The following is a 22,274-nucleotide window of genomic DNA, read 5'->3' on the forward strand; positions in this document are numbered from 1 at the left end:
CGCCCGCCGGGGGCGCGCCGGCTTTTCCCGTTCGATCCGCATGACCCGCGCGCATCACGCGCGCCGCAGCGTCGCGGCCCATGCGCCGAGCGCGGCCGCGCTCACCGCCGCACCGAGCATGCAGACGCCGGTCCATCCTGCGCGTGCATACGTCATCGTCGCCGCAATCGCACCGAGCCCGCTGCCGGCCGAGTAGAACAGCATGTAGCAGCCGACGAGCCGCGCATGCGCGTCGGGCCGTGCGCCGAGAATCATGCTCTGATTGACGACGTGCACAGCCTGTCCGCCGACGTCGAGCAGCACGATGCCGACGATCAGCAGCGCAATCGACGTATTGCCGAACGCGAGCGGCAGCCACGAACAGGCGAGCAGCGCGAGTGCGGCGCCGGTCGTCGCTTCGCCGCGCCCGCGATCCGCGAGCCGGCCCGCGCGGGCGGCGGCCGCCGCACCCAGTGCGCCGACGAGGCCGAATGCGCCGATCTGCGTGTGCGACATCGCGTGCGGCGGCGCGCTCAGCGGCAGCACGAGCGCGCTCCAGAAGATGCTGAACGCGGCGAACATCAGCAGCGCGATCGCGCCGCGCACGCGCAGCACGCGTTCGTCGCGCAGCAGCGACACCATCGAGCGCAGCAGCGCCGCATAACCGATGCGCTGGCGCGGTTCGTGCCGATCCGGCAGCAGCCGCGACAGCACGACCAGCATCGCGATCGCGAGCCCGCCCGACACGAGATAGACCGCCCGCCACCCCGCGATGTCGGTGACGACGCCCGCCAGCGAGCGCGCGACCAGCAGCCCGACCACGACGCCGCCCTGCGCGGCGCCCACCACGCGCCCGCGTTCGCCGGCGCCGGCGAGGGTGGCCGAGCATGCGATCAGTCCTTGCGTCATCGCGGTGCCGAGCAGCCCGACCGCGACCATCCCGGCCAGCAGCGCGACGCGCGTCGACGCCACGGCCACGCCGATGCAGGCGGCGCTCAGCAGCACAAGCTGCACGGCGATCAGGCGCTTGCGGTTCAGCAGGTCGCCGAGCGGCACGACGAACAGCAGCGCGAGCGCGCAGCCGAGCTGCGTCGCGGTGACGACGCCGCCGACCGCGGCCTGCGACACGCCGAAATCCCGCGCGATCGAATCGAGCAGCGGCTGCGCGTAGTAGACGTTCGCGACGCTCGCCGCGCAGCAGACGGCCAGGAGCGCGACGCGCGCCGACGACAGGCGGCCGCCCTCGGCCGGATGGACCGCGCCGGTTGGCGCGTTCGATGCAACGGTGCCGGAATGGCAGGACGATTCCATGGGTTTCCTCATGCAATGTAGTTGCAATTTGAAACTGGTTTGGAGTGTAGGGAAAGTAGTTTTAAAATGCAACCTGTTTGACGGCGGGCGTGGGGCCCGTGCACGGACGGTCGGCCTGCCCGCGAAGGCGGCCGGCGCGATTGCGGAGAGGAACATGGCCAGGCAGAAAAGTCTTGCGGATTCGCCGTGCCCGGTGGCGCGCGCGACCGATATCGTCGGCGATCGCTGGGCGTTGCTGATCGTGCGCGACGCGTTCGACGGCGTGCGCCGCTTCGGCGATTTCCGCGCGAGCCTCGGCGTCGCGAGCAACATCCTGTCCGACCGGCTGAAGATGCTGGTGGACGCGGGCGTGTTCGACGTCGTGCCGGCCTCCGACGGCACCGCGTATCAGGAGTACGTACTGACCAGGAAAGGCGAAGGGCTGTTTCCGGTCATCGTGATGCTGCGGCAGTGGGGCGAGGCCTACCTGTTCGCGCGCGGCGAGCCGCATTCGGTGCTGGTCGACCGCGGCACCGGGCGCGCGATTCGCAAGCTCGCGCTGCGGCACGACGACGGCCGGCCTTTGAAGGCGGCCGACACGGTCGTCAGGAAGATCGACGGCGAAGCGAGTGCGGCACGGCGATGAGCGCGAGGCGCGATGGCTGCACCGTCGGCTAGACTGTCGCGATCGTCGTCCGGAGCCGCATCGCCATGACTCATCCACTGGATTCCGCCGGTTATCGGCGCTTGCTCGAGTTGCAGCGCCGTATCCACGATCATTGCGCAAGCGAAGGTGCCGAGGAAGGCCACGACCATGCGGATCCGGCGGAGCCGCTGTGGCTGTCCGATTTCAATCATCTCGACGTCGCGCCGCTGCGGGCCGGGCTGCATGTCCGATACTTCGGCGAGGCATGGGGCGAGCCGCTCGACTGGACGCTGGCATGTCTGGCGGAGCCGGAGGTGGCGAGCCTCGTGACCGATCTGGTGTTCAGCGGGCCGGACGAAGGCGCGAACGGCACGCGCGAATGGGATTTCGGTCCGCTGCTCGATTCGGATGCGCACTTTCCGATACTGCGGTCGCTGTATGTGCGGCCGACCGAGCCGGCCGATCACAACTTGTCGATGATCGTGCGCCGGGATCGGATCATGCAGGAGGGCGGCGAGATTGCCCGCTTCGTCGCGAAGGCGCCGTTTCTCGCCGAGCTGACGGTGCCGAACGCACCCGATGCACGCTTCTTCGACGTGCCGTTGCCGTATCTGAGCCGGCTGCGCATCGGCGGCTGTTACGACACGCAGCAGTTCATCGACCGTCTTGCCGGCAGCGATAACCTGCCGTCGCTCGGCCGGCTCGATTTCTCCGAGTCGACGGAATTGCATTCGGCGTGGAAGCACGAGCGTGGCGCGGGCTGCATCACGCCGTTCGACGCCTACGAGCGCTTGCTGAAGAGCCGGACCGGCCAGCGGCTCCACGCGCTGTATCTGAGAAATACCTGTCTCGACCTCGACGCGCTCGAAGCGCTGCAGGCGCTGCATCCGGCGTTGCAGCTGATGGTGATCCAGGCCGGCAGAGGCGGCTATGTGAGCCACTTCAGGAAGAACTTCTTTCCGTGGCGTCACCTGATCCAGCCCGACCCCGGCGACGCGTGACCGCCAGCGCTCGATCGTGCGCCGGCACCGCCCGACGCGAACGCGGTGCGTCGCGACGCGCAGCGGCCCGCACACGGGTCGCGAGCAGCGCGGCCGCACACGGGTCGCGAGCAGCGCGGCCGCGAGCAGCAGCATGACCGATAAGGCGGTTTCGATCCGCAATCCGTTCGCGACCTGCGATGCACCGCCGCCGGCGAGCGCACCGAACGCCGCGACGCCGATTGCGCCGCCGGCCTGCCGCGCGGTATTCAACACGGCCGACGCGATGCCGGCGCGGTCGGGCGCGACCGATGCGAGCACGGCCGTCGTCATCGCGGGCACCGCGAACCCCATGCCCGACGGTATCAGCAGGAACGGCGCCAGCAGCATGCCGAGCGGCGTCGACGCGTCGACGAAATGCAGCGACCCGTAGCCGAGCGCGGCGACGAGCGCGCCGACCAGCATCGGCACGCGCGGGCCGTGGCGCGCGACGACGCGGCCGCTCGCGAGATTCGACAGCAGGAACCCGCCCGTGAGCGGCAGGAACGCGAGCCCCGCCTGCAGCGCCGATTCGCCGCGCGCGCGTTGCAGGTACAGCGCGAGCACGAACAGGGTGCCGTAGTACGTGAGGTTCACGCAGATGCCGAACAGCACGGCCGCGCTGAACGTGCGGTGGCGGAACAGCGACAGCGGCAGCATCGGCGTGGCCGTGCGCGACTCGATCGCGACGAACGCGAGCGCGGCCAGCGCCGCCAGCACGCAGCCGCCGGCCACGACCGGATGCGTGAAGCCGAGCGGCCGCCATTCGATCACCGCGCCGGTCAGCGCGGTCAGCATCGCGATCGCGACGAACTGGCCGTGCAGGTCGAGCGAGCGGGGCGGCGCCGCGCGTTCGTGGCGCGCGGGCACCCACGCGAACGTGGCCGCGAGTCCCGCCGCAGAGAGCGGCAGGTTCACGAGGAAGATGCCGCGCCAGCCCCATGCGGCGATCAGCAGGCCGCCGACGACCGGGCCGGCCGCGATCGCGATCGACCCGGCCGCCGTCCACGCGGCGACCGCGCGGGCGCGCAGGCGCGGGTCGTGCCGGCACGCGTCGTTCAGCAGCGCGAGCGAATTCGGCAGCATGGCCGCGGCGCCGACGCCTTGCAGCGCGCGGGCCGCGACCAGCATCGCGGGCGCGACGGCGGCGCCGCATGCGAGCGACGCGAGCGCGAACAGCAGGAGGCCTGCGATATACAGGCGGCGTGCGCCGAAACGGTCGCCGAGCGCGCCGGCCGACAGCATCAGCACCGCGAACGCGAGCGTGTACGCATCGACGACCCACTGCAGGCCGGCGACCGGCAGGTGCAGGTCGGCGGCGAGATGCGCGAGCGCGATGTTGACGATCGTCACGTCGAGCTGCGTGACGACGAAGCCGATGCTGACGGTGGCGACGACGCGCGCCAGCGCGGGCGGGAAAGCGGAGGAGGGTGTGGTCGTATCCATGCGCCCATCGTAGGCGGCGACGGATAGGCGACGTTTCAGCGAGACGCGAAGCGTCGATACGGATGCCGATCCGCGTGCTGCCGGCTACGTGCGTCGATGCGTATTCAGCGCGCCATTGCGCTCAATGCCGTTCGCCGCGCCAGCGTCCGGGCGCCACGCCGAAGCGCTTCGTGAACGCATGCGTGAACGTGCTTTGATCCGCGAAGCCGACGCTGCCCGCGATGTCGACGAGCGAATGCCGGCCGTCGGCGAGCAGCACGACCGCGGCGTCGAGCCGCAGCCGCTGCAGGTAGCGATGCGGCGTTTCGCCGAACGCCTCGACGAACAGTTGATGAAACCGGCGCATTCCGTAGCCGCAGTGCTCGGCGAGATCGGCGATGCGCAGCGGCTCGGCGAGCCGCGCGCGCAGCCAGCGGTCGATGCGCGCGAAATCGAGGCCCGACGCCGGCGCGGCGATGCCCGCATCGTCGAGCAGCGCGTCGCACAGGCGCGCGGCGGCCTGCCACTGAAAGCGGTGCGCGGCAGCCTGTCGTGCGTCGCCGGCCGGCGCATCGTGCTGGGCGGCGACCGCCGCGACCTGCGCGACGAGCGACGTGAGCGCCGGGTCGATCGACACGGCGCGCGCATGGTCGAACAGCCGCTGCGGTACCGCGAGCGACGCGGCGGGCAGGTCGATCACGAGCTGGCGATTCTCGCCGAGGCCCGCGTAGTCGTGGCGCGCGCCGGCCGGAATCAGCCAGGCCGCGTGCCGGTCGATGCGCCGGCCGATTCCGTCCACCGCCATCACCATCGCGCCGTCGACGCCGAGCACGACCTGGTGGAAGTCGTGCACGTCCGACGCTTCGCACGTGGCGTAGCGGCGCAGCGCGATGGCGGGGGAGGCGATGCGTTCCATCGGAAGGGAAACGGCCGGCGGCGGGGTCAGACGTCGAGCAGTTCGACTTCGAACACGAGCGTCGCATTCGGCGGAATCACGCCGCCTGCGCCGCGCGGGCCGTAGCCGAGCTGCGGCGGGATCGTCAGGCGACGCACGCCGCCGACCTTCATGCCCTGCACGCCTTCGTCCCAGCCCTTGATGACCATGCCGCCGCCGAGCACGAACGCGAACGGGTCGTTGCGATCCTTGCTCGAATCGAATTTCTGACCGTCGGTCAGCCAGCCGGTGTAATGGACGCTGACGGTCTTGCCGGCTTGCGCTTCCGCGCCGGTGCCTTCGGTCAGGTCCTCGATCTTGAGGCCCGATGCGGTCGTGGTGACAGACATGACTTCTCCTGAAAGAACGTTGCGTGAAACCGCTATTGTAGGCGAGCGCGCAGCGGCCCGGCGCGCGTGGATTTCGTGCCGTCGTACGCGTGTCGGCGAAGGTGGCGGGGCGCCGCGCGCGGAATCGGCCGATCCGCTATTGGAACGCGCGTTTGAATTTTCGGCGAGCCGCGGGCCGCGGTTGCACCACGGCAGTGCGCCACGCGTATGAATCGACGTTCTCGGCACGTCTTGCCGCATGCCGGGCGACCGTTGCCGGACGCGGCGAGATGCCCGGCGCACGGGGCTGTCGGGCCGATGGCGACGCGCTGCGCCACACCCGCCACCTCGCCCGTTCGCGCGCCGGCGCGTTCGAATCGCTACCCGGCCGGGCGTCGTTCGAACGCCGTTTTTTCCGCCTGTCCGACCGTGCCCTGTTTGGAAGTGCGCATCTACCGCACGGCTTGCGTGCGCCGGCGCGAGCGGCCTATCGTTACATCTGTCGATGTCAGGATTTTGGCGGCGCGCGACGCGTCGCCCGGGCTTGCGCCGGCCGCGTCCGACGATGCGCCGGGCCGCTCGGCAACAGGAGAACGATGCACATGAAGTCAGCCGCTTCCGTCACCGCAGCCGGGATCATGCCGGTGCGCCGCGACCTGCGCTTCGACCTGCCGGTCGAACGCGCGAAGGACTGGCATGGCCTGGGGTCGCACGTGACCCATTTCTTCAACGCGCTGTCGCTGCTGTTTCCGGCCGGCGAGCGCTTCTTCATGGATTCGGTGCGCAACTACCGCGACCGGATCGACGATCCCGTGCTGAAGCAGCAGGTGCTGGGCTTCATCGGCCAGGAGGCGATGCACACGCGCGAGCACGTCGAATACAACGAGCTGATGCAGGCGAACAGGCTGCCCGCGCGCAAGCTCGACCGGCGCGTGTGGACGGTGCTCGGCTACATGAAGCGCACGCTGCCGCATTCGGTGCAGCTCGCGCACACGGTGGCGGCCGAGCACTACACGGCGATGCTCGCCGACTGGCTGCTGCGCGACCCGACGCGCCTCGGCGGCTCGGTCGAAGGCTACCGGCAGATGTGGATCTGGCACGCGCTGGAGGAAACCGAGCACAAGGCCGTGTCGTTCGACGTGTGGAACGCCGCGATGAAGCCGGGGCTGCGCCGCTACCTGATCCGCATCGGCGTGTATCTGCTGACGACGCTGACGTTCTGGCCGACCGTGTTCCTGATGCATGCGACGCTGCTGTGGCGCGATCGCGGCGCCGGCCATCACGTGCGCGGCCTGCTGCGGACGATCGCGTTCCTGTACGGGCCGCGCCGCGGGCTGTTCCCGCGCATCGCCGGCGAATGGCTGAGCTTTTTCCGGCCGGGCTTCCACCCGTGGGATCACGACAATCGCCACCATCTCGCGCGGGTCGACGCACTGGCCGCCACCTACGGCGAACACGGCGGCACGCCGGCCGGCCGCGGTCGCGCGAACGCGCCGGCGCCGCTCGCGTCGGGCCGCTGATCCGGGCCGCAGGCCGCCCGTCGCGCGGCGCGCGGCGGGGCATCGTGCCTGTTGCGTTCGCGCATCGGCCGGCTCGTTCCGACGATTGACGACAATCAACCGGAACCGGTTGCACCGCGTTCGCGTGCCCGGCACACCGGTTGCACGCGTATGCGCCGGTGCGCCGGTGCGCCGATCGGGCGTGCGCCCGTCCCATACCCATGCCTCGCGCCAGCACCGGCGCGGCTTTGCGCGTGCGACCCCGGTTCTTTCCGGCCGTGTGCGGCGCCCGCCACAGGGATAACACCCATCTAGCCGGCGGCCGGCCGCATCGATATACCGTTCATGGCGACGTCGACTCCCGCGCGATTCATGCGCAGGGGGATTTTATTCGGACGGAAATACGCCCAATATGTCGGTTCGATCGTGTCCGTCGTACGCGGCGGTGAGCCGGCGCGCGATACCAAAGCCAAGCGGGGAACAACGATGGTTGCAAGGTCACCCGACGCAAACGGGCACGCGGCGCCCGAGATGACGGACGTGTCCGTCACCGCTCCCGAGGCCGGCCGCAAGCTGTTCGTGATCATGCGCACGCCCGACGAGCCGTTGCTGGCGCAACTGCGCGGGCTCGGCTGGGAGATCGCGGTCGCGAAGACGGCCGGCGCCGCGCAGAACATGACCTCCGGCGTGAGCGTGGCCGCCGGGCTGGTCGATTTCACCGGGTTCACGTCGCGCGACTATCCCGCGCTGAAGATGTGTCTGAGCCAGCCGGCGATCGGCTGGATTTCCATCGCGCAGGCCGGCATCACGATCGGCCCCGCCGTGCGCGAACTGATCCGCAGCTATTGTTTCGATTACGTGACGCTGCCGCTGCCGTCCGAATGGATTTCGCACGTGCTGGGCCATGCGCGCGGGATGGCCGCGCTCGATCGCGTCGACGGCGCCGCCTACGCGGCGTCGATCGGCGAACACGGGATGATCGGCAACTGCGAGGCGATGCAGCAACTGTTCAGCACGATCCGCAAGGTCGCGAAGACCGACGCGAGCGTGTTCATCTCGGGCGAGTCGGGCACCGGCAAGGAACTGACGGCGCTCGCGATTCACGAGCGCTCCGGCCGCGGCAAGGGGCCGTTCGTCGCGATCAATTGCGGAGCGATTCCGCATCATCTGCTGCAGTCCGAGCTGTTCGGCTACGAACGCGGCGCCTTCACCGGCGCGAACCAGCGGCGCGCGGGCCGGATCGAATCGGCGAACGGCGGCACGCTGTTTCTCGACGAGATCGGCGACATGCCGGTCGAAAGCCAGGCAAGCCTGCTGCGCTTTCTGCAGGAAGGCAGGATCGAGCGGCTCGGCGGGCACGAGTCGATCGCGGTCGACGTGCGGATCATCTCGGCCACGCACGTCGATCTCGACGGCGCGGTCGAAGCCGGGCGCTTCCGAGCGGATCTCTATCACCGGCTGTGCGTGCTGCGCATCCACGAGCCGCCGCTGCGCGCACGCGGCAAGGACATCGACATCCTCGCGCACTACGTGCTGCAGAAATTCAAGGCCGACAGCGGCCGCAAGATCAGCGGCTTCACGTCGGCCGCGCTCGATGCGATGCGGCGCTACGAGTGGCCCGGCAACGTGCGCGAGCTGATCAATCGCGTGCGGCGCGCGATCGTGATGGCCGAGAGCCGGTTGCTGACGCCGCACGATCTCGGGCTCGACACGCCCGGCGAAACCGAACCGGTGACGCTCGAACAGGCGCGGGCGCTGGCCGAGCGCACCGCAATCGAGAACGCGCTGCTGCGCAACGACCACCGGATCAACAAGGCCGCCGCCGAACTCGGCATTTCACGCGTGACGCTCTATCGGATGATGATCGAGCACGGGCTGAACGATCGCGACCACAACGGTGACAACGGCGGCAACGACGGCGGCCACGACGGCGCGCCGTCGGACGACGCCGGGCATCAGCGGGTCGGCTGAGCGGCGCGCGAACCGGCTCGGCGAGCGGTCCGCAGCCGCTGCGGCACGAACGTGACGGGCGGCGCGCACGGCCCGACCGCGACGACGCGCCACGCGCGGGCGAGCCTTGGCCCGACACGCCGAAGCGGGTCAGCGTGGCGCGCTCGGCGGATCGTCGTGGGCGGTCGCCCGGGCGGCGCGAGGTCGCGTGCAGCGGCGCCGCAGGATAGCCATGCGATCGGCCGCGTCCGGCGTCCGGCCGCGGCGTGCGGCGCACCTCGCCGCCGGCGGCATGTAAAGCGCATGAAACATTTCGCGTCGGCCGCCGGGCGAATTCCCGCGTCGAATCGGGCCGATCGGCCGGTTCGTCGCCGGTAAAAATTCCGCGCTCCATTGTTCAGCCTTATTCCGCAAGGCCCCGCCGTGCCGCCGCCGGCGCGTGCCGCGGCACCGATGTTTCAATTGCGTAACTTCCGGCATCCCACGCCGGTTCCGGCCGCGAGCCGGCCCGATCGCCCCCTTGTCCGGCCGGGCTCGCGCCGCGCTGGCCCGGTCCTTGCGAAGAAGGGCGTGCGAGAGTCGACGACGCGAGGTCCGTCCGGTCAGGCAGCCAAAGCCTTCAGTACCGGCCAGGACGCAGTCCGCGGGGATGCGGCGGCCGCGCGCGGTGCAGCGGCCGCGTCGCGGCGAGCACGGAGCGTCGTCGCCTGATCGCCGGGGCATCGGCATCGTCCGGTTGCCGGAACAAACATCAGACAGCAAACGGGGTAGAAAAATGATCGATCGTCACACGCCGCGGTCCGCAGGCCGCGATCGCCGTGATTCGGGACATCGCCGCTCGAACGTCGCGCTTGCGGCCGACCGGCATGCCTCGACAGGCCATCTCTCCGCGCCCGGCGCGAGGCGGATCCGGCTGGTTGCCGGTCATCCGCGCCGGGTCGGTACTTTCCTGCACGCGAACCCGATCCGCATGGGCATGTGCACACGGGCGCCGGTACCGCGACGCCCGGTTTTCGCCTATTGATTCGAACCGCACGACGTTCGCTCGCGTGGCCCGCCGTTGCCGCACGCGATTGATTGGTGATCCGAACGATAGACGAAACGTCGTGCCGCAGGCCGCGTACGACGCAACACGACAAACGACGCAACACGACGCGCATTCGATGCAACGGCGCACCGCTCGATGCCGTTGCCATCCGGTTGAAGGGGAGGGGCGGTCGGACGCGCGCGACGGAAGCGGTCATCCGTACGCGCGCGACGCCGTTTTTTCAGCCGCCGTAGATGTCGAAGTCGAAGTACTTCGATGCGAGCCGCTTGTAGGTGCCGTCCTTGACCATGTCGACGATCGCGCGGTCGATCTTCGCCTTCAGGTCGGTGTCCTCCTGGCGCAAGCCGATGCCGGCGCCGATGCCGAGCACCTTTTCGTCGACGAGTTCGGGCCCGACGAACGTATAGTTCGCGCCGCGCGGCGATTTCAGGAATCCGATCGCGGCCTGCACTTCATCCTGGAGCGCTGCGTCGAGGCGACCGGCGATCAGGTCGGCATACACGCCGTCCTGGTTCTGGTACGACACGACGTTCGCGCCTTGCTTGCCCCAGTACGCCTTCGCATACGTCTCCTGCGTCGTGCCCTGCTCGACGCCGATCGATTTGCCCTTCAGCGATTCGGCGGTCGGCAGCAGCGGCGAGCCTTTCTTCACGACGAGCCGCGTCGGCTGGTTGTAGATCTTCGTCGTGAAGCCGATCTGCTGCGCGCGCTGCGGCGTGATCGACATCGACGACAGCACCGCATCGAACTTCTTCGCCTTCAGCGCCGGAATCATCCCGTCGAAATCGTTCTCGAGCCACACGCATTTCGCCTTCAGGCGCGCGCAGATCTCGTTGCCGAGGTCGATGTCGAAGCCGACGAGCTTGCCGTCGGGCGTCTTCGACTCGAACGGCGCATAGCTGGCGTCGGTGCCGAAGCGGATCGTGGTCCAGTCCTTCGCGACGGCGGGGCCTGCGGATACCGCGAGCAGGGCGATCGAAACGGCGGCAATCAGTCTCTTCATCGTGCATTCCTTGGCGTGGTGCATCCGGTTTCTGGGCGACACGGTCTCCACGGACACGACCCGCGCCGTGACGCGGTGTCCGCACGGCCATTAACGCAGAAAATAAAATCAGAGTCCAGAATGGACAAAAAATATCGTTTCGCTGGATGCCTGCACGCGATCGATGGGTGCGACCCTTGCAAAAATACGAGAATGGACTAATCTTGTTAGTGAATTCGTTTCGAGACTAACGATCATGTCACAGCCCGCGTACGATTCGCATTCCGCCGTGCCGCACGCTTCGGTCGCGCAGATGTCGGCGGCCGGCCTGCGTGCGTTTTTCAACATCGCGCGCGATTGGGAGCTGACGATCGACGAGCAGATCGTGCTGCTCGGATCGCCGGGCCGCTCGACGTTCTTCAAGTGGAAGGCCGCGCCCGAATCGGCGCGCCTGCCGCGCGATACGCTCGAGCGGCTATCGCTGCTACTCGGCATCTACAAGGGGTTGCAGATCCTGCTGCCCCAACCCGCCGCGGCCGATGCGTGGGTCAAGCGGCCGAACGATGCGGCGCCGTTCGGCGGCAAGCGCGCACTCGACCGGATGCTGGCCGGCAACGTCGGCGATCTGGTGGCGGTCCGGCAATATCTCGACGCGATGCGGGGTGGCTGGGCGTGACGACACCGATCGAAGTCAACCGGTGGCCCACGACCACCGTCGATTGGGCGCCCGCCTATCGCGTGATTCCCACCCGTTTTCCGGCCATCAACCTGTTCGACCGCGTCGCGTCGGCGGACGACTTCGACGCGCTCTACGCGCTCGAATCGCTGACCAACGACCGCATCCGCAACGAAGTCGGCACGCTCGATCTCGTGCCGCCCGCCGAGCGCCGCTACGGGCAGGGCTGGGGGCCGATCATGGCCGCGTTCACGCACCTGAATCCGCTGGGCAGCCGCTTTTCGGATGGCAGCTACGGCGTGTTCTACTGCACGCGCACGCGTGACACGGCGATCGCCGAAACGCGCTATCACAGCGGGCTGTTCCTCGCCGCGACGAAGGAGCCGCCGATGCGTCAGCAGATGCGGCTCTACACCGTGTTCGCGCACGGCGACGTCGCCGACGTACGCACGTGGCCGCAGCGCGATCCCGCGTTGCTGGACCCGGTCGACTACAGCGCGGGACAGGCGTTCGGCCGCGCGGTGCGCCATGCGGGCGGCGCCGGGATCGTCTATCCGTCGGTGCGCGACCCGCGCGGCGAGTGTCTCGCCGCGTTCCGCACGACGCTGCTGCGCGACTGCCAGCATGCGGCCTATCTCGAATACAACTGGAACGGGTCGGCCGTCGATGCGGTGTTCGAACTGAATCAGGTCGGCTAGCATTCGCCTGGCCGGCACGGCCAGCCGTTGCGCGGCGCGGGCGCCGGCCCGGCGCGTCAGGGCAGCGGCCAGTCGCCCGCGTGGCGTTCGCGCGCTTCGGCCTGCGTCATCGACCAGGTGCGGCCGGTGCGCGGCTCGGCGAGCGTAAGCCGGCCGGCGGGCGCGAACGCACCCGTATCGATGAACCATTGCGCGCCGATCCGTAGCGGCGCACGCACCGGCGTGTGACCGGTGCAGGTCAGCGACAACCCGGCCTGCCGCGCCGGATCCGCGAGCCCCTGGACGAGGTCGCGGCCCCACATCAGCCGCTCGCGTACGTCGTGCGAATAACTGCCCGTATCGAGATCCGCGTCCGAGCCGAAGAATTCCGCATGCAGCACGTTGAAGCGCGTCGGGCCGTCGCCGATCACGCGCACGAGCGGCAATGCGTCGACGCGCGCCGCATGCGCGCGCAGCCGCTCCGGCGGCAGGTCGGCGCCCCAGTCGCCGCCGATGCCGCGCCACGCGTCGGGCGGCAGCTTGCCGCGCGCGACGAGGCTCAGCACTTCCTCGTGATTGCCGCGCACGACGTGGCACCACGACCGCTCGAGCAGGTCGAGCGCGGTGTCGGAGGCCGGGCCGCGATCGACGAGATCGCCGACCGAGAACAGCCGGTCGCGGGCCGGGTCGAAGCGGACGTCGTGCAGCAGCGCGCGCAGGACGTCGACGCAGCCGTGCAGGTCGCCGACGACGAAGTCGCGGCCGGTCGTATTCTCGGGATGGCGGCAGAGCAGGGCGGTGGCGGTCATCCCCTTATCTTAGGCGCTCGCGCCCATCGCCACGCCGCGATGGAATGGCGATAATCGGGGCGCGTTGGCCGCCGATGCGGTGCACCGGTCGAACCCTTTCCATTTGCTTTCGGAATGACACGATGACGTTTTATCCGCAGGTATTACGCAACCGGCCGCGCATGGTCGCGGCGTTCGTCGCCGGCTTGCTGTGCGCGGTGCTGCTGCCGTTTCCGCTGCGCCCGACCGTGCGGGCGCTGATCGGCTGGGATTGCGCGGTCTGGTTGTATCTGGTGCTGATGTGGGTGCGCATGGTCACCGCGCATCATCACAAGGTGCGCGAAGTCGCGATCCGCGAGGATGAAAACGCGACGACCGTGCTGACCGTCGTGTGCCTCGCGACCGTCGCGAGCGTCGCGGCGATCGCGATCGAACTCGCGACCGCGAAGAGCGTCGGCTTCCGCGCGGGACTCAGCCACTACGCGATTACGGGCGCGACGCTGTTCGGCGCGTGGTTCCTGATTCCGACGATCTTCACGCTGCACTATGCGCGGCTCTATTACGGCTCGCCGAGCAGCGATCGCGCGCTCCGCTTCCCGGACCGGAACCCGGAGCCCGATTACTGGGATTTCCTGTATTTCGCGTTCACGCTCGCGGTCGCGTCGCAGACGGCCGACGTGTCGCTCGCGAACCGCTCCGCGCGGCGCTCGGTGCTCGCGCAGTCGATCCTGTCGTTCTACTTCAACATGGCCGTGCTCGGCTTGTCGATCAACGTCGCGGCGGGGCTGCTGAGCTGACGCCGGTTACGCCGGTCACTTGAGCAGGTCGTACCGGCCGCCGCGCTCCAGCGCGCGCTGGTATGCAGGCCGGGCATGAATCGTGTCGAGAAAGCGCGCGATCGCGGGATACCGGCTGCCGCCGCCGCGCGCGGTCGCGGCTTCGAGCGGAAAGCTCATCTGGATGTCGGCCGCGCTGAAGCGGTCGCCGACGAACCAACCGGTGCGTGCCAGCGCGCCGTCGACATGGCCGAGATGCAACGCGATCTGCGGATCGACGAAGCCCGACTGCAGCGTCGCGGCGATCTTGCGTGCGATCGGCCGCGCGAAGAACGGCATCGGCGCCTGCGCGATCCGCAGCGCGACGAGCTTGAGCAGCAGCGGCGGCATCGCGGACCCTTCCGCATAGTGAAGCCAGTACGTGTAGTCGTGCCGCTCGGGCGAGCCGGGCGGCGGCGCGAGGCGCCCGTCGGCGTAGCGTTCGACTAGGTATTCGACGATCGCGCCCGATTCGGCGAACGTGCGGCCGTCGTCGGTCACGACGGGCGACTTGCCGAGCGGATGGATCGCGCGCAATTCGGCCGGCGCGAGCATCGTCTTCGGATCGCGTTCGTAGCGCACGATCTCGTACGGCACATCCAGTTCTTCGAGCAGCCAGAGCACGCGCTGCGAACGCGAGTTGTTCAGGTGATGGACGGTGAGCATGTCGAGGCCGAAAAGGGGGGCGGGAACGACATCATACCGAGCGCATGCGGCGCGTTCGCGAATCGCACGGCGCGTGTCGTGGCGCGCCGCATCGAGCCGTCATGCGCGCCGCACCGCGATCCATGCACCCCAGAACAGGCTCGCGAAAAAACGCAGCGGCGCGTCGAAGCCCGCTTCGCGCAGCAGCGCGAACACGGCGTCCTCGGACGCGGGTGGATCGGCGCCCTGCAGGATCTTCGCGAGCTGCGCGCGCACGGCGTCGGGCGTGGCGCCTTTCATGCGCCAGCGCTGCTGCCAGGCGTCGAGCAGACGCGGGTGGTCCGCGTAGCGGCGATGGTTGCCGGCGAGCACGAGCGGTGCGCCGGGCTTCAGGCGTCGTGCGATCGCGTGCAGCAATGCGGCTTTCGCGTCGTCGCCCGGCACGTGATGCAGCACGCCGATCAGCGTCGCCCCGTCGAACGCGGGCGCGTCGGGCAACGCGTCGACGCCGGCCTCGACGAACGTCGTACGCGCGCCGAAACCCGCGGCTTCGACGTTCGAGCGCGCGAGCGCGAGCATCGGCGCGGACGGGTCGACGGCCGTGAACTGCCAGCCCGGTTCGAGCGCGGCCGCGACGCAGATTTCCTGCCCCGTGCCGCCCGCGCCCGCGACGAGCATTCGCGCATCGGGCACGCCGATCGCCGACGCGAGCAGGCATGCGGCGAGTTCATGGCATGCATCGTAGCCGGCGAGCGCGATGCGCGATTGCTCGGCGTATTCGTGCGCGCGCGACGGATCGAATTTCGCGGCGCTGGCGGGAAGCGACATGGCGGAGTTCCTCGGAGTGGGGCGGACGGCGTGTCCGCGGGCATGACGCAGAGCGTAGGGGCGCGCGGCCGGCGCAACAAGGCGAGCGATCATTCCGGTATGCCGACTACCCGACTCGTCGGCCCGCACCCGCTGGTTTCCCCGGGGTCGATTCGCATTTAAAAATATCTGACCACGATGCATCGAGATGGCGAATCCGGCGCATACTCGTTTCTCTCCCCCGCCTGGCCGTCGCATGCCGGGCCCCGATGCGCTGCGCCATCGGCGCGGCCATGCCGCTCGGTACGCACGAGGAGCGCATGATGTCCGATTGTCCGCACGATCCGTACGCGCAGCACTACATCCATTGTTTGCCGTTTGGCGCGCAGCCCTGCGGCGCGCTCAGCACGGCGCCGCGCACGCATTTTCGCGTGTGGGCGCCCGGCAGCACTCACGTCCAGCTCGAACTCGATACCGGCTACGGCCCGACGCTCGTCCCGATGACGAGCGCCGGCCCGAACTGGTTCGAAGTCTTCGTCGACTGCGGCGCGGGTGCGCGTTACCGCTATCGTCTCGACGATACGGTGTCGATTCCCGATCCCGCGTCGCGCTCGCAACCCGAGGGGCTCAACGGCCCGAGCGAGGTCGTCGATCCGCGCGCGTTCAAATGGCGCAATACGTTCTGGCACGGGCGCGCGTGGGAGGACATCGCGCTGTATGCGATCCGCCCGCACGCGGTGGGCGGCTTCGACGGCGTGCGCCGCCGCCTGCCGCAGCTCGCGCGCCTCGGCGTGACCGCGCTGGAGTTGCTCGCATCGCCGCACGACAGCCTGCCGTTCGCGCCGCTCGCGGCCGAAGGCGGCCCCGACGCGCTGAAGGCGCTGATCGACGATGCGCACGGCTACGGTCTCGCAGTGCTGCTGGAGCTCGACTACGCGCGCTTCGGCAGCGGCACCGATGCGCTGCGCCACTACGCGGGGCCGTTCTTCCACACGCGCGACGATCCGCTGCAGGCCGCGCCGCTCGCGCTCGACCATCCGGAAGTCTGCGATTTCTTCTGCGACAACGCGCTGTACTGGATCGACGAATACCGCTGCGACGGGCTGCGCCTGCGCGAAGCCGACCGGATCGGCGTGTCGTGGCTGCGCGAGATCGCGGATCGCGTGCGCGCCGCCGTGCCGGCCGACCGGCTGATCCACCTCGTGCTCGGCAGCGAGCGGCATCCGGCCCATCTCGCCGATACCCATTTCGACGCGCAGTGGAACGGCTGCGGCGAACGCGCGCTGCACCGGCTCACGGGGCGCGACACGTCGGCGCATGAAGGCATTTCGATGCACCAGTCGATTCACACGCTCGCTCGCGCGCTGACCGCGGCCGGCGCGGCGTACCGGCCGGCCGCGCCGGCTGACGGCATGGCCGCCGACGGCGGCCTGTCGCTGACGTCGCTCGTCCTGTCCGATGGCGCATGGCGCGACGGCGGCCCGGGCGATCACGACGGGCAGGCGGCCGGTCTGGCCGGGCTGGCGCTGTCGCTGCTCACGCCGCAGATCCCGCTGATCTTCGACGAAACCGCGCGCGACATCGACCGCGCGCATTTCGTGCAGTCGGCGCTCGCGGTGCGCGCGAAGCTGATCGCGCCAAGGCTGTCCGATTGCCGGCCGCAGGACGCACGTGCGCTGAAAGCGGATGGCGACGGCGATGCCGACGCGCTGTGCGCATCATGGCGGCTTGCCGACGACGAAACGTTGACGATCGCGTTGAACCTGTCGCCCGAGGCGGTGCCGTTCGACGCGCCGCGAGGGCGCGTGGTGTTCGAGACGCCGGCGCGTGCGCGCGACCGGGTCGATGAAGGGGAGTTGCCGCCGTATTCGCTCGTCGCGTGGCTGACGGGCGACGTCAATCGCTACGCGCTGACGCACGATGTGCGTCGCATCGACGACGGTTCGTGGCGCGGGATGCGTCCGAACCTGAACGCGTGAGGCCGAGCGCGTGACGCGTCGGAGCCGGGCGCGGCCCGGCCCGGCAACGCTGCCGGAAGGCGCCGAATTACCAGAACCCGCGGATGCCCGCGATGCCGTATGCACCGTGACGGCGCGCCTCGTCGAGATGCGCGTGCGTCATGCCGCCGAGCGCGAACACGGGCATCGCGGCCTGGGCGGCCAGCGTGTCGAATTGCGCCCAGCCGAGCGTTGGCGCGCCGGGGTGGCTGAGCGTCGGCAGCACCGGCGACAGCGTGACGAAATCCGCGCCCGCACGCGCGGCCAGCAGCAGATCGTCGTGCGAGTGGCACGCGGCGGACACGCGGCGGCCGGCCGGCAGCGGCCGTTGCGCGACGGCGCGCAGGGCGGCGCCGTCGAGATGCCAGCCGGCGCCGTCGAGCCGCATCACGCCGGCTGCATCGATCGGCCCGTTCAGCATCAGGGACGCGCCGGCTGCGTCGCAGCGGGCGAGCGCCGCGGCGGCCAGTGATGCGAACGCGGCCGCGTCGAGCGATTTCACGCGCAGTTGCACGAGCGTTTCGCCGCGCGCGAGCACGGCCGACAGCCGGTCGAGAAACGCGGCCCGATCGGCCGCCGACGCGGACGCCGGTTCCGGCGTGATCACGCAGCAGCGCGGCAGCGGCGCGTTCATCGCGCGACGACGCGGCGCGCGGCCGTCATTCGTCGGCCTCTTTCGCGATCTTCGGATAGACGCGCACGAGCACGATGCGCGGCCCGTTCATCTTCTTCACGACGACGTCGAAGCGGTCGAACGACACGCGCTGCCCTTCGGTCGGCAGGTCGTTGAGCGCCTGGATCACGAGGCCGCCGACCGATTCCGCGCGGCCTTCGTCGATGTCGATGCCGAGCGCCTGTTCGAGCGAGACGACGGGCAGGCTGCCCTTGCCCATCAACGTGCCGTCGTCGAGACGGCTCCAGTCGGCATCGCCCTGGCGGAACTCGTCGTGGATCTGGCCGACCAGCGCGCCGAGCAGGTTGTCGAGCGTCAGGAAGCCGATCGGCTTCTCGCCCTTGTTGCCCACCAGCGCGAAGTGCGGAGCGCCCTTGCGGAAGCGGCGGAACAGTTCGAGCGCCGGCGTGTCGGGCTTCACGTACTGGACCGGGCGCACGTAGTCGGACAGGTCGTCGAGCGCGGCGCCCGCGTGACGGGCGAGCAACAGGTCCTTCAGGTGGATCAGCCCGCTCACCTGTTCGCGCGACGCATCCTCGAACAGCGGATAGCGGCTGAAGCGGTGCCGCGCGACGATCTCCATGTTGTCGGGCAGCGGCAGGTCGCGCCGCAGGCCGATCATTTCATGGGCCGGCCGCATCAGGTCCGACACGGTCATCGACGAAAAATCGAGCGAGTGCGCGAGCGTGTTCCACTCGTCGTTGCTGTACGTGCCGCGCGCCGGCTGTGCCGCATTGCCGGCCGCGCTGCGGCGGCTGCGCAGGATCAGCTTCAGCTCGTCGGTCGAATAGTGCGCGTCGCCGCCGTGGTCGGCCGACAGCCCCGCGAGCCGCAGGACCGCGTTGGCGCTGGTATTGAGCACCCAGATCGCCGGATACATCGCCCAGTAGAACGCGTAGAGCGGCAGCGCGACCCACAGGCCGACCTTCTCCGACTGGCGGATCGCCATCGATTTCGGCGCCAGTTCGCCGACGACGATGTGCAGGAACGAGATCAGCGAGAACGCGAACACGAGCGAGATCAGGTGCACGACGCGTTCGGAGTGGACGCCGACCAGGTCGAGCAGCGGGCCGATCAGTTGCGCGAACGCCGGTTCGCCGACCCAGCCGAGGCCGAGCGACGCGAGCGTGATGCCGAGCTGGCACGCGGAAAGATACGCGTCGAGCCGGCCGTGCACGATGCCGAGGATGCGCCCGCGCAGGCCGTGCTTGCGGGCGAGGGTCTTGACGCGCGTCGCGCGGAGTTTGACGAGGCCGAATTCGGCCGCAACGAAGAACCCGTTCAGGGCCACCAGGAACAACGCGCCGATGAGCGCGAAGATCTGTAACAAAGAATCGCTCCGGTTATGACAGGCCCATCAGTATAGAGCCGGAAAGGAATTTGTAATGTATCGACCGGCCGCTTGCTTACACCGGCGCCTCGCAGGGAATCGAGAACGTGAGCGTGGCGGCGGCGCCGTCGGCGAACACGTCGTGCGTGAACGTGCCGCCGTGCGCGAGCGCGACGCGCTGGCACAGCGCGAGCGTCCACGCGCTGCGCTTTGCATCGCGCTCGCGCAGCATCTCGCGCCGGGCGAACGATTCGAACGCGTGCGGCTGCGCGGGATCGACGAGCGCGCCGGCGTTAACGGTGCAGGTGGCGCGCGCGGTGAATTGCGCGCCGTCGCGCGTGCAGGCGAACGCGACGCGGCTGCCCGCGGCACTGGCCTCGACGGCCGTCGTCAGCATGGTCCAGAGCGCCTGCGCGACGCGTTCGCGATCGACGGCGAGCGACGGTTCGCCGTCCGGCAGCGTCGTGTCGAGCGCAACCTGCCGTGCGTCGGCGAGCGCGAACCGCACGAGCGCGACCGTTTCGTCGAGCAGCGCGCGCAGCGCGAACGGCCGCGGCGCGAGCGTGAGCATGCGCGTTTCCGCGCGCGGCGCGTCGAGCACGCCGTCGATCAGCGCGACCTGTTGGTCGATGCCCGTGCGGATGCCCGCGAGCGCGCGCTGCAGGTTCGGATCGGCATGGGCGAGCTGGCGCTCGAGCACGTAGGCCCAGCTGTGCATCGCATTCAGCGGGCTGCGCAGGTCGTGCGACGCGATGGAGAGCGCCTGGTCGCGCAGGAATAGCGCCGCCTGGGCGGCGTAGTGCGCTGCGCGTTCGCGCAGCAGGTCGGCGGCGGGATCGACGGAAGTGGACGTCACGGAGCAGGCCTGTCGGAAGCGGTTGGCGTGGAAGTCACGCGAATCGCCATTATAGGGACGGTGGGCGTCACGCCGGCAGCGCGTCCTCGTCCTTTTTCCGTGCGTCGCCGTTCGGCAGCAACTGGCACGCGAGCAGGCCGGCCAGCATCAGCGCGCAGCCGACGAGCGCGCGCAGCGTCAGCGTTTCGCCGAGCGCGGCCCAGCCGGCGATCGCCGCGAACACGCCTTCCATGCTGAAGATCACGGCCGCGTGTGCGGGCGCCGCGTCGCGTTGCGCGACGACCTGCAGCGTATAGCCGACCCCGACCGACAGCAGCCCGCCGTACAGCAGCGTCGGCAGCGCGCCGCGCAGCATCGCGACGCTGACCGGTTCGACCGCCAGGCCGACCGCGAGACACGCGATGCCGCACACGGCGAATTGCAGGAACGCGAGCACGAGCGGATCGTGGCGTTTCGCGAGATGGCCGACCGCCATCACGTGCGCGGCGATGATGACGGCGCCCGCGAGCTGGAACCAGTCGCCGTCGAGCACCGCGAAGTGTTCGTCGATGCTGAGGAAATACAGGCCGACCGCGGCCAGCATCGCGCCGAACCACGTGCCCGCGCCGATCCGGTGGCGCGCGAACACGCCCATCAGCGGCACGATCACGACGTACAGCGAACTGATGAAGCCGGCGTTGGCGATCCGCGTGTATTGGAGGCCGAACTGCTGCAGCGAGATCGACACGGCGAGCAGACCGCCGAGCGCGACGCCCGGCAGCAGCAGGGCCGGTTCGCGCCGGATGGCCGCGAGCTGCGCGCGCGACGCCGTATTCATCATCAGCAGCGGCACGAGCACGAGCGCGCCGAGCAGGAAGCGCAGCCCGGTGAACAGGAACGGCCCGATCACGTCGAGGCTCAGGCGTTGCGCGACGAAAGCGGAGCCCCAGATCGCGGCGGCGGCGAGCATCAGCAGATTGGCGCGGAGGTGCTTGCGGGCGTCGGGCTTCATCGGCATTCGTCTGGAGATTGCGGGCGGTGGAGCCCGCTAGTTTACGCCGAGATTGCAAGGCTGTCGGCAAACCTGCGCAGCGCGGCGGCGGCCCGGGCGTCGCGTACGCGCGAATACAGCACGACCTGCGATTGCGGCAGCGGCGGCAGCCCGAATTTCGCGCCGACGTCGACCAGCGTGCGCGGGGCGACGCGGCGCGCGAGCGGGCAGACGGCCAGCCCCGCCGCGGCCGCCGCCGTGACCGCCGCGACCCCGCCGCCCGTGAAGCGCTCGCGCCAGGGCAGCCCCGCGCGGTCGAGCGCGCGCAGCGCGGCGGCCCGCACGCCGCAGGGGCCGGCCAGCACCGCGAGCGGCAGCGGCTCGCCGGCGCGCGGCGTCCAGTCGGGCGCGGCGAGCCAGGCGAGCGGCTCGGTGAACAGCGGCGTGCCGTCGTCGCGCGGCGGATCCTCGCCCGGCTCGTGACGGACGATCACCGCGTCGAACCGCCGTTCGTCGTATTGCGGAAGCAGGCTCGTCGACGCGCCGAGATGCATTTCCAGCGACAGCCCCGGATCCTGCCGGTGCAGGCTCGTGAGCACGGCCGGCAGGTCGGGCACCGCGACGTGCTCGCTGACGCCGAGCGACAGGCGGACCGTGCCGGTCGAGATCGCGCCGAGCGCATGCTCGTGCGCGTCGAGCAGCGCACGGGCGGCCGGCAGAAAATGCTCGCCGTCGGCGGCCAGCTTGACGACGCGCGGCGTGCGCGCGAGCAGCGGCTTGCCGAGATGGGTTTCCAGCCGCTTCAGCTTCAGGCTGACGGCCGATTGCGTGGTGCCGAGCGCATCGGCGGCGCGCGTGAAGCTGGCGAGGTCGGCGACCAGCACGAACGCGCGGACGGCATCGAGATCGAGTACTTTCATTTCAAATGAAAATGGATGA

General features: G+C 69.7%; 19 protein-coding genes and 1 pseudogene. 7 read left to right on the forward strand and 13 right to left on the reverse strand.

Translation table 11 applies throughout. The annotated features are described in order from the left end of the window. Positions 1-54: 54 nt before the first annotated feature. Positions 55-1,290 (reverse strand): MFS transporter, encoded by a 1,236-nt coding sequence (locus tag WS95_RS20640; protein WP_059825418.1) that lies wholly within the window; start codon positions 1,288-1,290, stop codon positions 55-57. Between the two features lie 154 nt (positions 1,291-1,444). Here WS95_RS20640 and WS95_RS20645 point away from each other — a divergent pair, with 154 nt between their 5' ends. After that, on the forward strand, positions 1,445-1,915 hold the full coding sequence (locus tag WS95_RS20645; protein ID WP_059825421.1) for a winged helix-turn-helix transcriptional regulator: 471 nt from the start codon (positions 1,445-1,447) through the stop codon (positions 1,913-1,915). Positions 1,916-2,973: 1,058 nt separating this feature from the next. Here the strand turns inward: WS95_RS20645 and WS95_RS33735 are convergent. From WS95_RS33735 to WS95_RS20670, 3 genes and pseudogenes are all read right to left on the reverse strand, one after another. Next, a pseudogene (locus tag WS95_RS33735) lies at positions 2,974-4,380 on the reverse strand (MFS transporter); the annotation flags it as partial. A gap of 121 nt (positions 4,381-4,501) precedes the next feature. Next, positions 4,502-5,275: an AraC family transcriptional regulator gene (locus WS95_RS20665; protein WP_059825430.1), complete on the reverse strand. Its 774-nt coding sequence runs from the start codon at positions 5,273-5,275 to the stop codon at positions 4,502-4,504. Positions 5,276-5,301: 26 nt separating this feature from the next. Then, positions 5,302-5,643, reverse strand: coding sequence for an FKBP-type peptidyl-prolyl cis-trans isomerase (locus WS95_RS20670; RefSeq protein WP_059466723.1), 342 nt, complete (start codon positions 5,641-5,643; stop codon positions 5,302-5,304). A 581-nt stretch (positions 5,644-6,224) separates the two neighbouring features. On the opposite strand from WS95_RS20670, the gene WS95_RS20675 reads away from it, so the two are divergent. Together WS95_RS20675 and WS95_RS20680 are read left to right on the forward strand one after the other, a co-directional pair. Further along, complete coding sequence (locus tag WS95_RS20675) at positions 6,225-7,142, forward strand: metal-dependent hydrolase (RefSeq protein WP_059825432.1); 918 nt, start codon at positions 6,225-6,227, stop codon at positions 7,140-7,142. Positions 7,143-7,607: 465 nt separating this feature from the next. Further along, positions 7,608-9,092 (forward strand): sigma-54 dependent transcriptional regulator, encoded by a 1,485-nt coding sequence (locus WS95_RS20680; protein ID WP_059825435.1) that lies wholly within the window; start codon positions 7,608-7,610, stop codon positions 9,090-9,092. 1,247 nt (positions 9,093-10,339) lie between these two features. Here WS95_RS20680 and WS95_RS20685 read toward each other — a convergent pair. Then, positions 10,340-11,122: an ABC transporter substrate-binding protein gene (locus WS95_RS20685; RefSeq protein WP_034206232.1), complete on the reverse strand. Its 783-nt coding sequence runs from the start codon at positions 11,120-11,122 to the stop codon at positions 10,340-10,342. 235 nt (positions 11,123-11,357) lie between these two features. Between WS95_RS20685 and WS95_RS20690 the strand changes: the two genes are divergently transcribed. Both WS95_RS20690 and WS95_RS20695 read left to right on the forward strand, forming a co-directional pair. After that, a complete protein-coding gene (locus WS95_RS20690; protein WP_027782522.1) occupies positions 11,358-11,777 on the forward strand; it encodes an MbcA/ParS/Xre antitoxin family protein in 420 nt (139 codons plus the stop codon). After that, positions 11,774-12,475 carry an RES family NAD+ phosphorylase gene (locus WS95_RS20695; RefSeq protein WP_059825437.1) on the forward strand — a complete coding sequence of 234 codons (702 nt, stop codon included), beginning with the start codon at positions 11,774-11,776 and terminating at the stop codon, positions 12,473-12,475. The genes WS95_RS20690 and WS95_RS20695 overlap by 4 nt, the downstream gene beginning before the upstream one ends. A 56-nt stretch (positions 12,476-12,531) precedes the next feature. Here the strand turns inward: WS95_RS20695 and WS95_RS20700 are convergent, their stop codons facing one another. Further along, on the reverse strand, positions 12,532-13,263 hold the full coding sequence (locus WS95_RS20700; RefSeq protein WP_059825440.1) for a metallophosphoesterase: 732 nt from the start codon (positions 13,261-13,263) through the stop codon (positions 12,532-12,534). A gap of 122 nt (positions 13,264-13,385) precedes the next feature. Between WS95_RS20700 and WS95_RS20705 the strand changes: the two genes are divergently transcribed. After that, positions 13,386-14,039 carry a DUF1345 domain-containing protein gene (locus WS95_RS20705; RefSeq protein ID WP_059825441.1) on the forward strand — a complete coding sequence of 218 codons (654 nt, stop codon included), beginning with the start codon at positions 13,386-13,388 and terminating at the stop codon, positions 14,037-14,039. 15 nt (positions 14,040-14,054) lie between these two features. On the opposite strand, the gene WS95_RS20710 is transcribed toward WS95_RS20705, so the two are convergent. Continuing rightward, entirely contained in the window at positions 14,055-14,723 is a 669-nt protein-coding gene (locus tag WS95_RS20710) for a glutathione S-transferase (protein WP_034205261.1), read from the reverse strand. Between the two features lie 99 nt (positions 14,724-14,822). After that, entirely contained in the window at positions 14,823-15,530 is a 708-nt protein-coding gene (locus WS95_RS20715; RefSeq protein ID WP_059784111.1) for a class I SAM-dependent methyltransferase, read from the reverse strand. A 302-nt stretch (positions 15,531-15,832) separates the two neighbouring features. Here WS95_RS20715 and WS95_RS20720 point away from each other — a divergent pair, with 302 nt between their 5' ends. Further along, complete coding sequence (locus WS95_RS20720) at positions 15,833-17,488, forward strand: DUF3459 domain-containing protein (RefSeq protein ID WP_059785093.1); 1,656 nt, start codon at positions 15,833-15,835, stop codon at positions 17,486-17,488. A gap of 67 nt (positions 17,489-17,555) precedes the next feature. Here WS95_RS20720 and WS95_RS20725 read toward each other — a convergent pair whose 3' ends face one another. From WS95_RS20725 to WS95_RS20745, 5 genes are all read right to left on the reverse strand, one after another. Next, positions 17,556-18,140 (reverse strand): thiamine phosphate synthase, encoded by a 585-nt coding sequence (locus tag WS95_RS20725; RefSeq protein WP_059784109.1) that lies wholly within the window; start codon positions 18,138-18,140, stop codon positions 17,556-17,558. A 25-nt stretch (positions 18,141-18,165) separates the two neighbouring features. Beyond that, positions 18,166-19,509 (reverse strand): hemolysin family protein, encoded by a 1,344-nt coding sequence (locus WS95_RS20730; protein ID WP_059825444.1) that lies wholly within the window; start codon positions 19,507-19,509, stop codon positions 18,166-18,168. Between the two features lie 76 nt (positions 19,510-19,585). After that, positions 19,586-20,365 (reverse strand): sensor histidine kinase, encoded by a 780-nt coding sequence (locus WS95_RS20735; RefSeq protein WP_059825446.1) that lies wholly within the window; start codon positions 20,363-20,365, stop codon positions 19,586-19,588. 67 nt (positions 20,366-20,432) lie between these two features. Next, positions 20,433-21,356, reverse strand: coding sequence for a DMT family transporter (locus tag WS95_RS20740; RefSeq protein WP_059825661.1), 924 nt, complete (start codon positions 21,354-21,356; stop codon positions 20,433-20,435). Positions 21,357-21,397: 41 nt separating this feature from the next. Further along, a complete protein-coding gene (locus WS95_RS20745; protein ID WP_059784103.1) occupies positions 21,398-22,255 on the reverse strand; it encodes a LysR family transcriptional regulator in 858 nt (285 codons plus the stop codon). Positions 22,256-22,274: the final 19 nt, after the last annotated feature.

It is taken from the genome of Burkholderia sp. MSMB1826 (genome assembly GCF_001526325.1).
Taxonomy (GTDB): Bacteria; Pseudomonadota; Gammaproteobacteria; order Burkholderiales; family Burkholderiaceae; genus Burkholderia.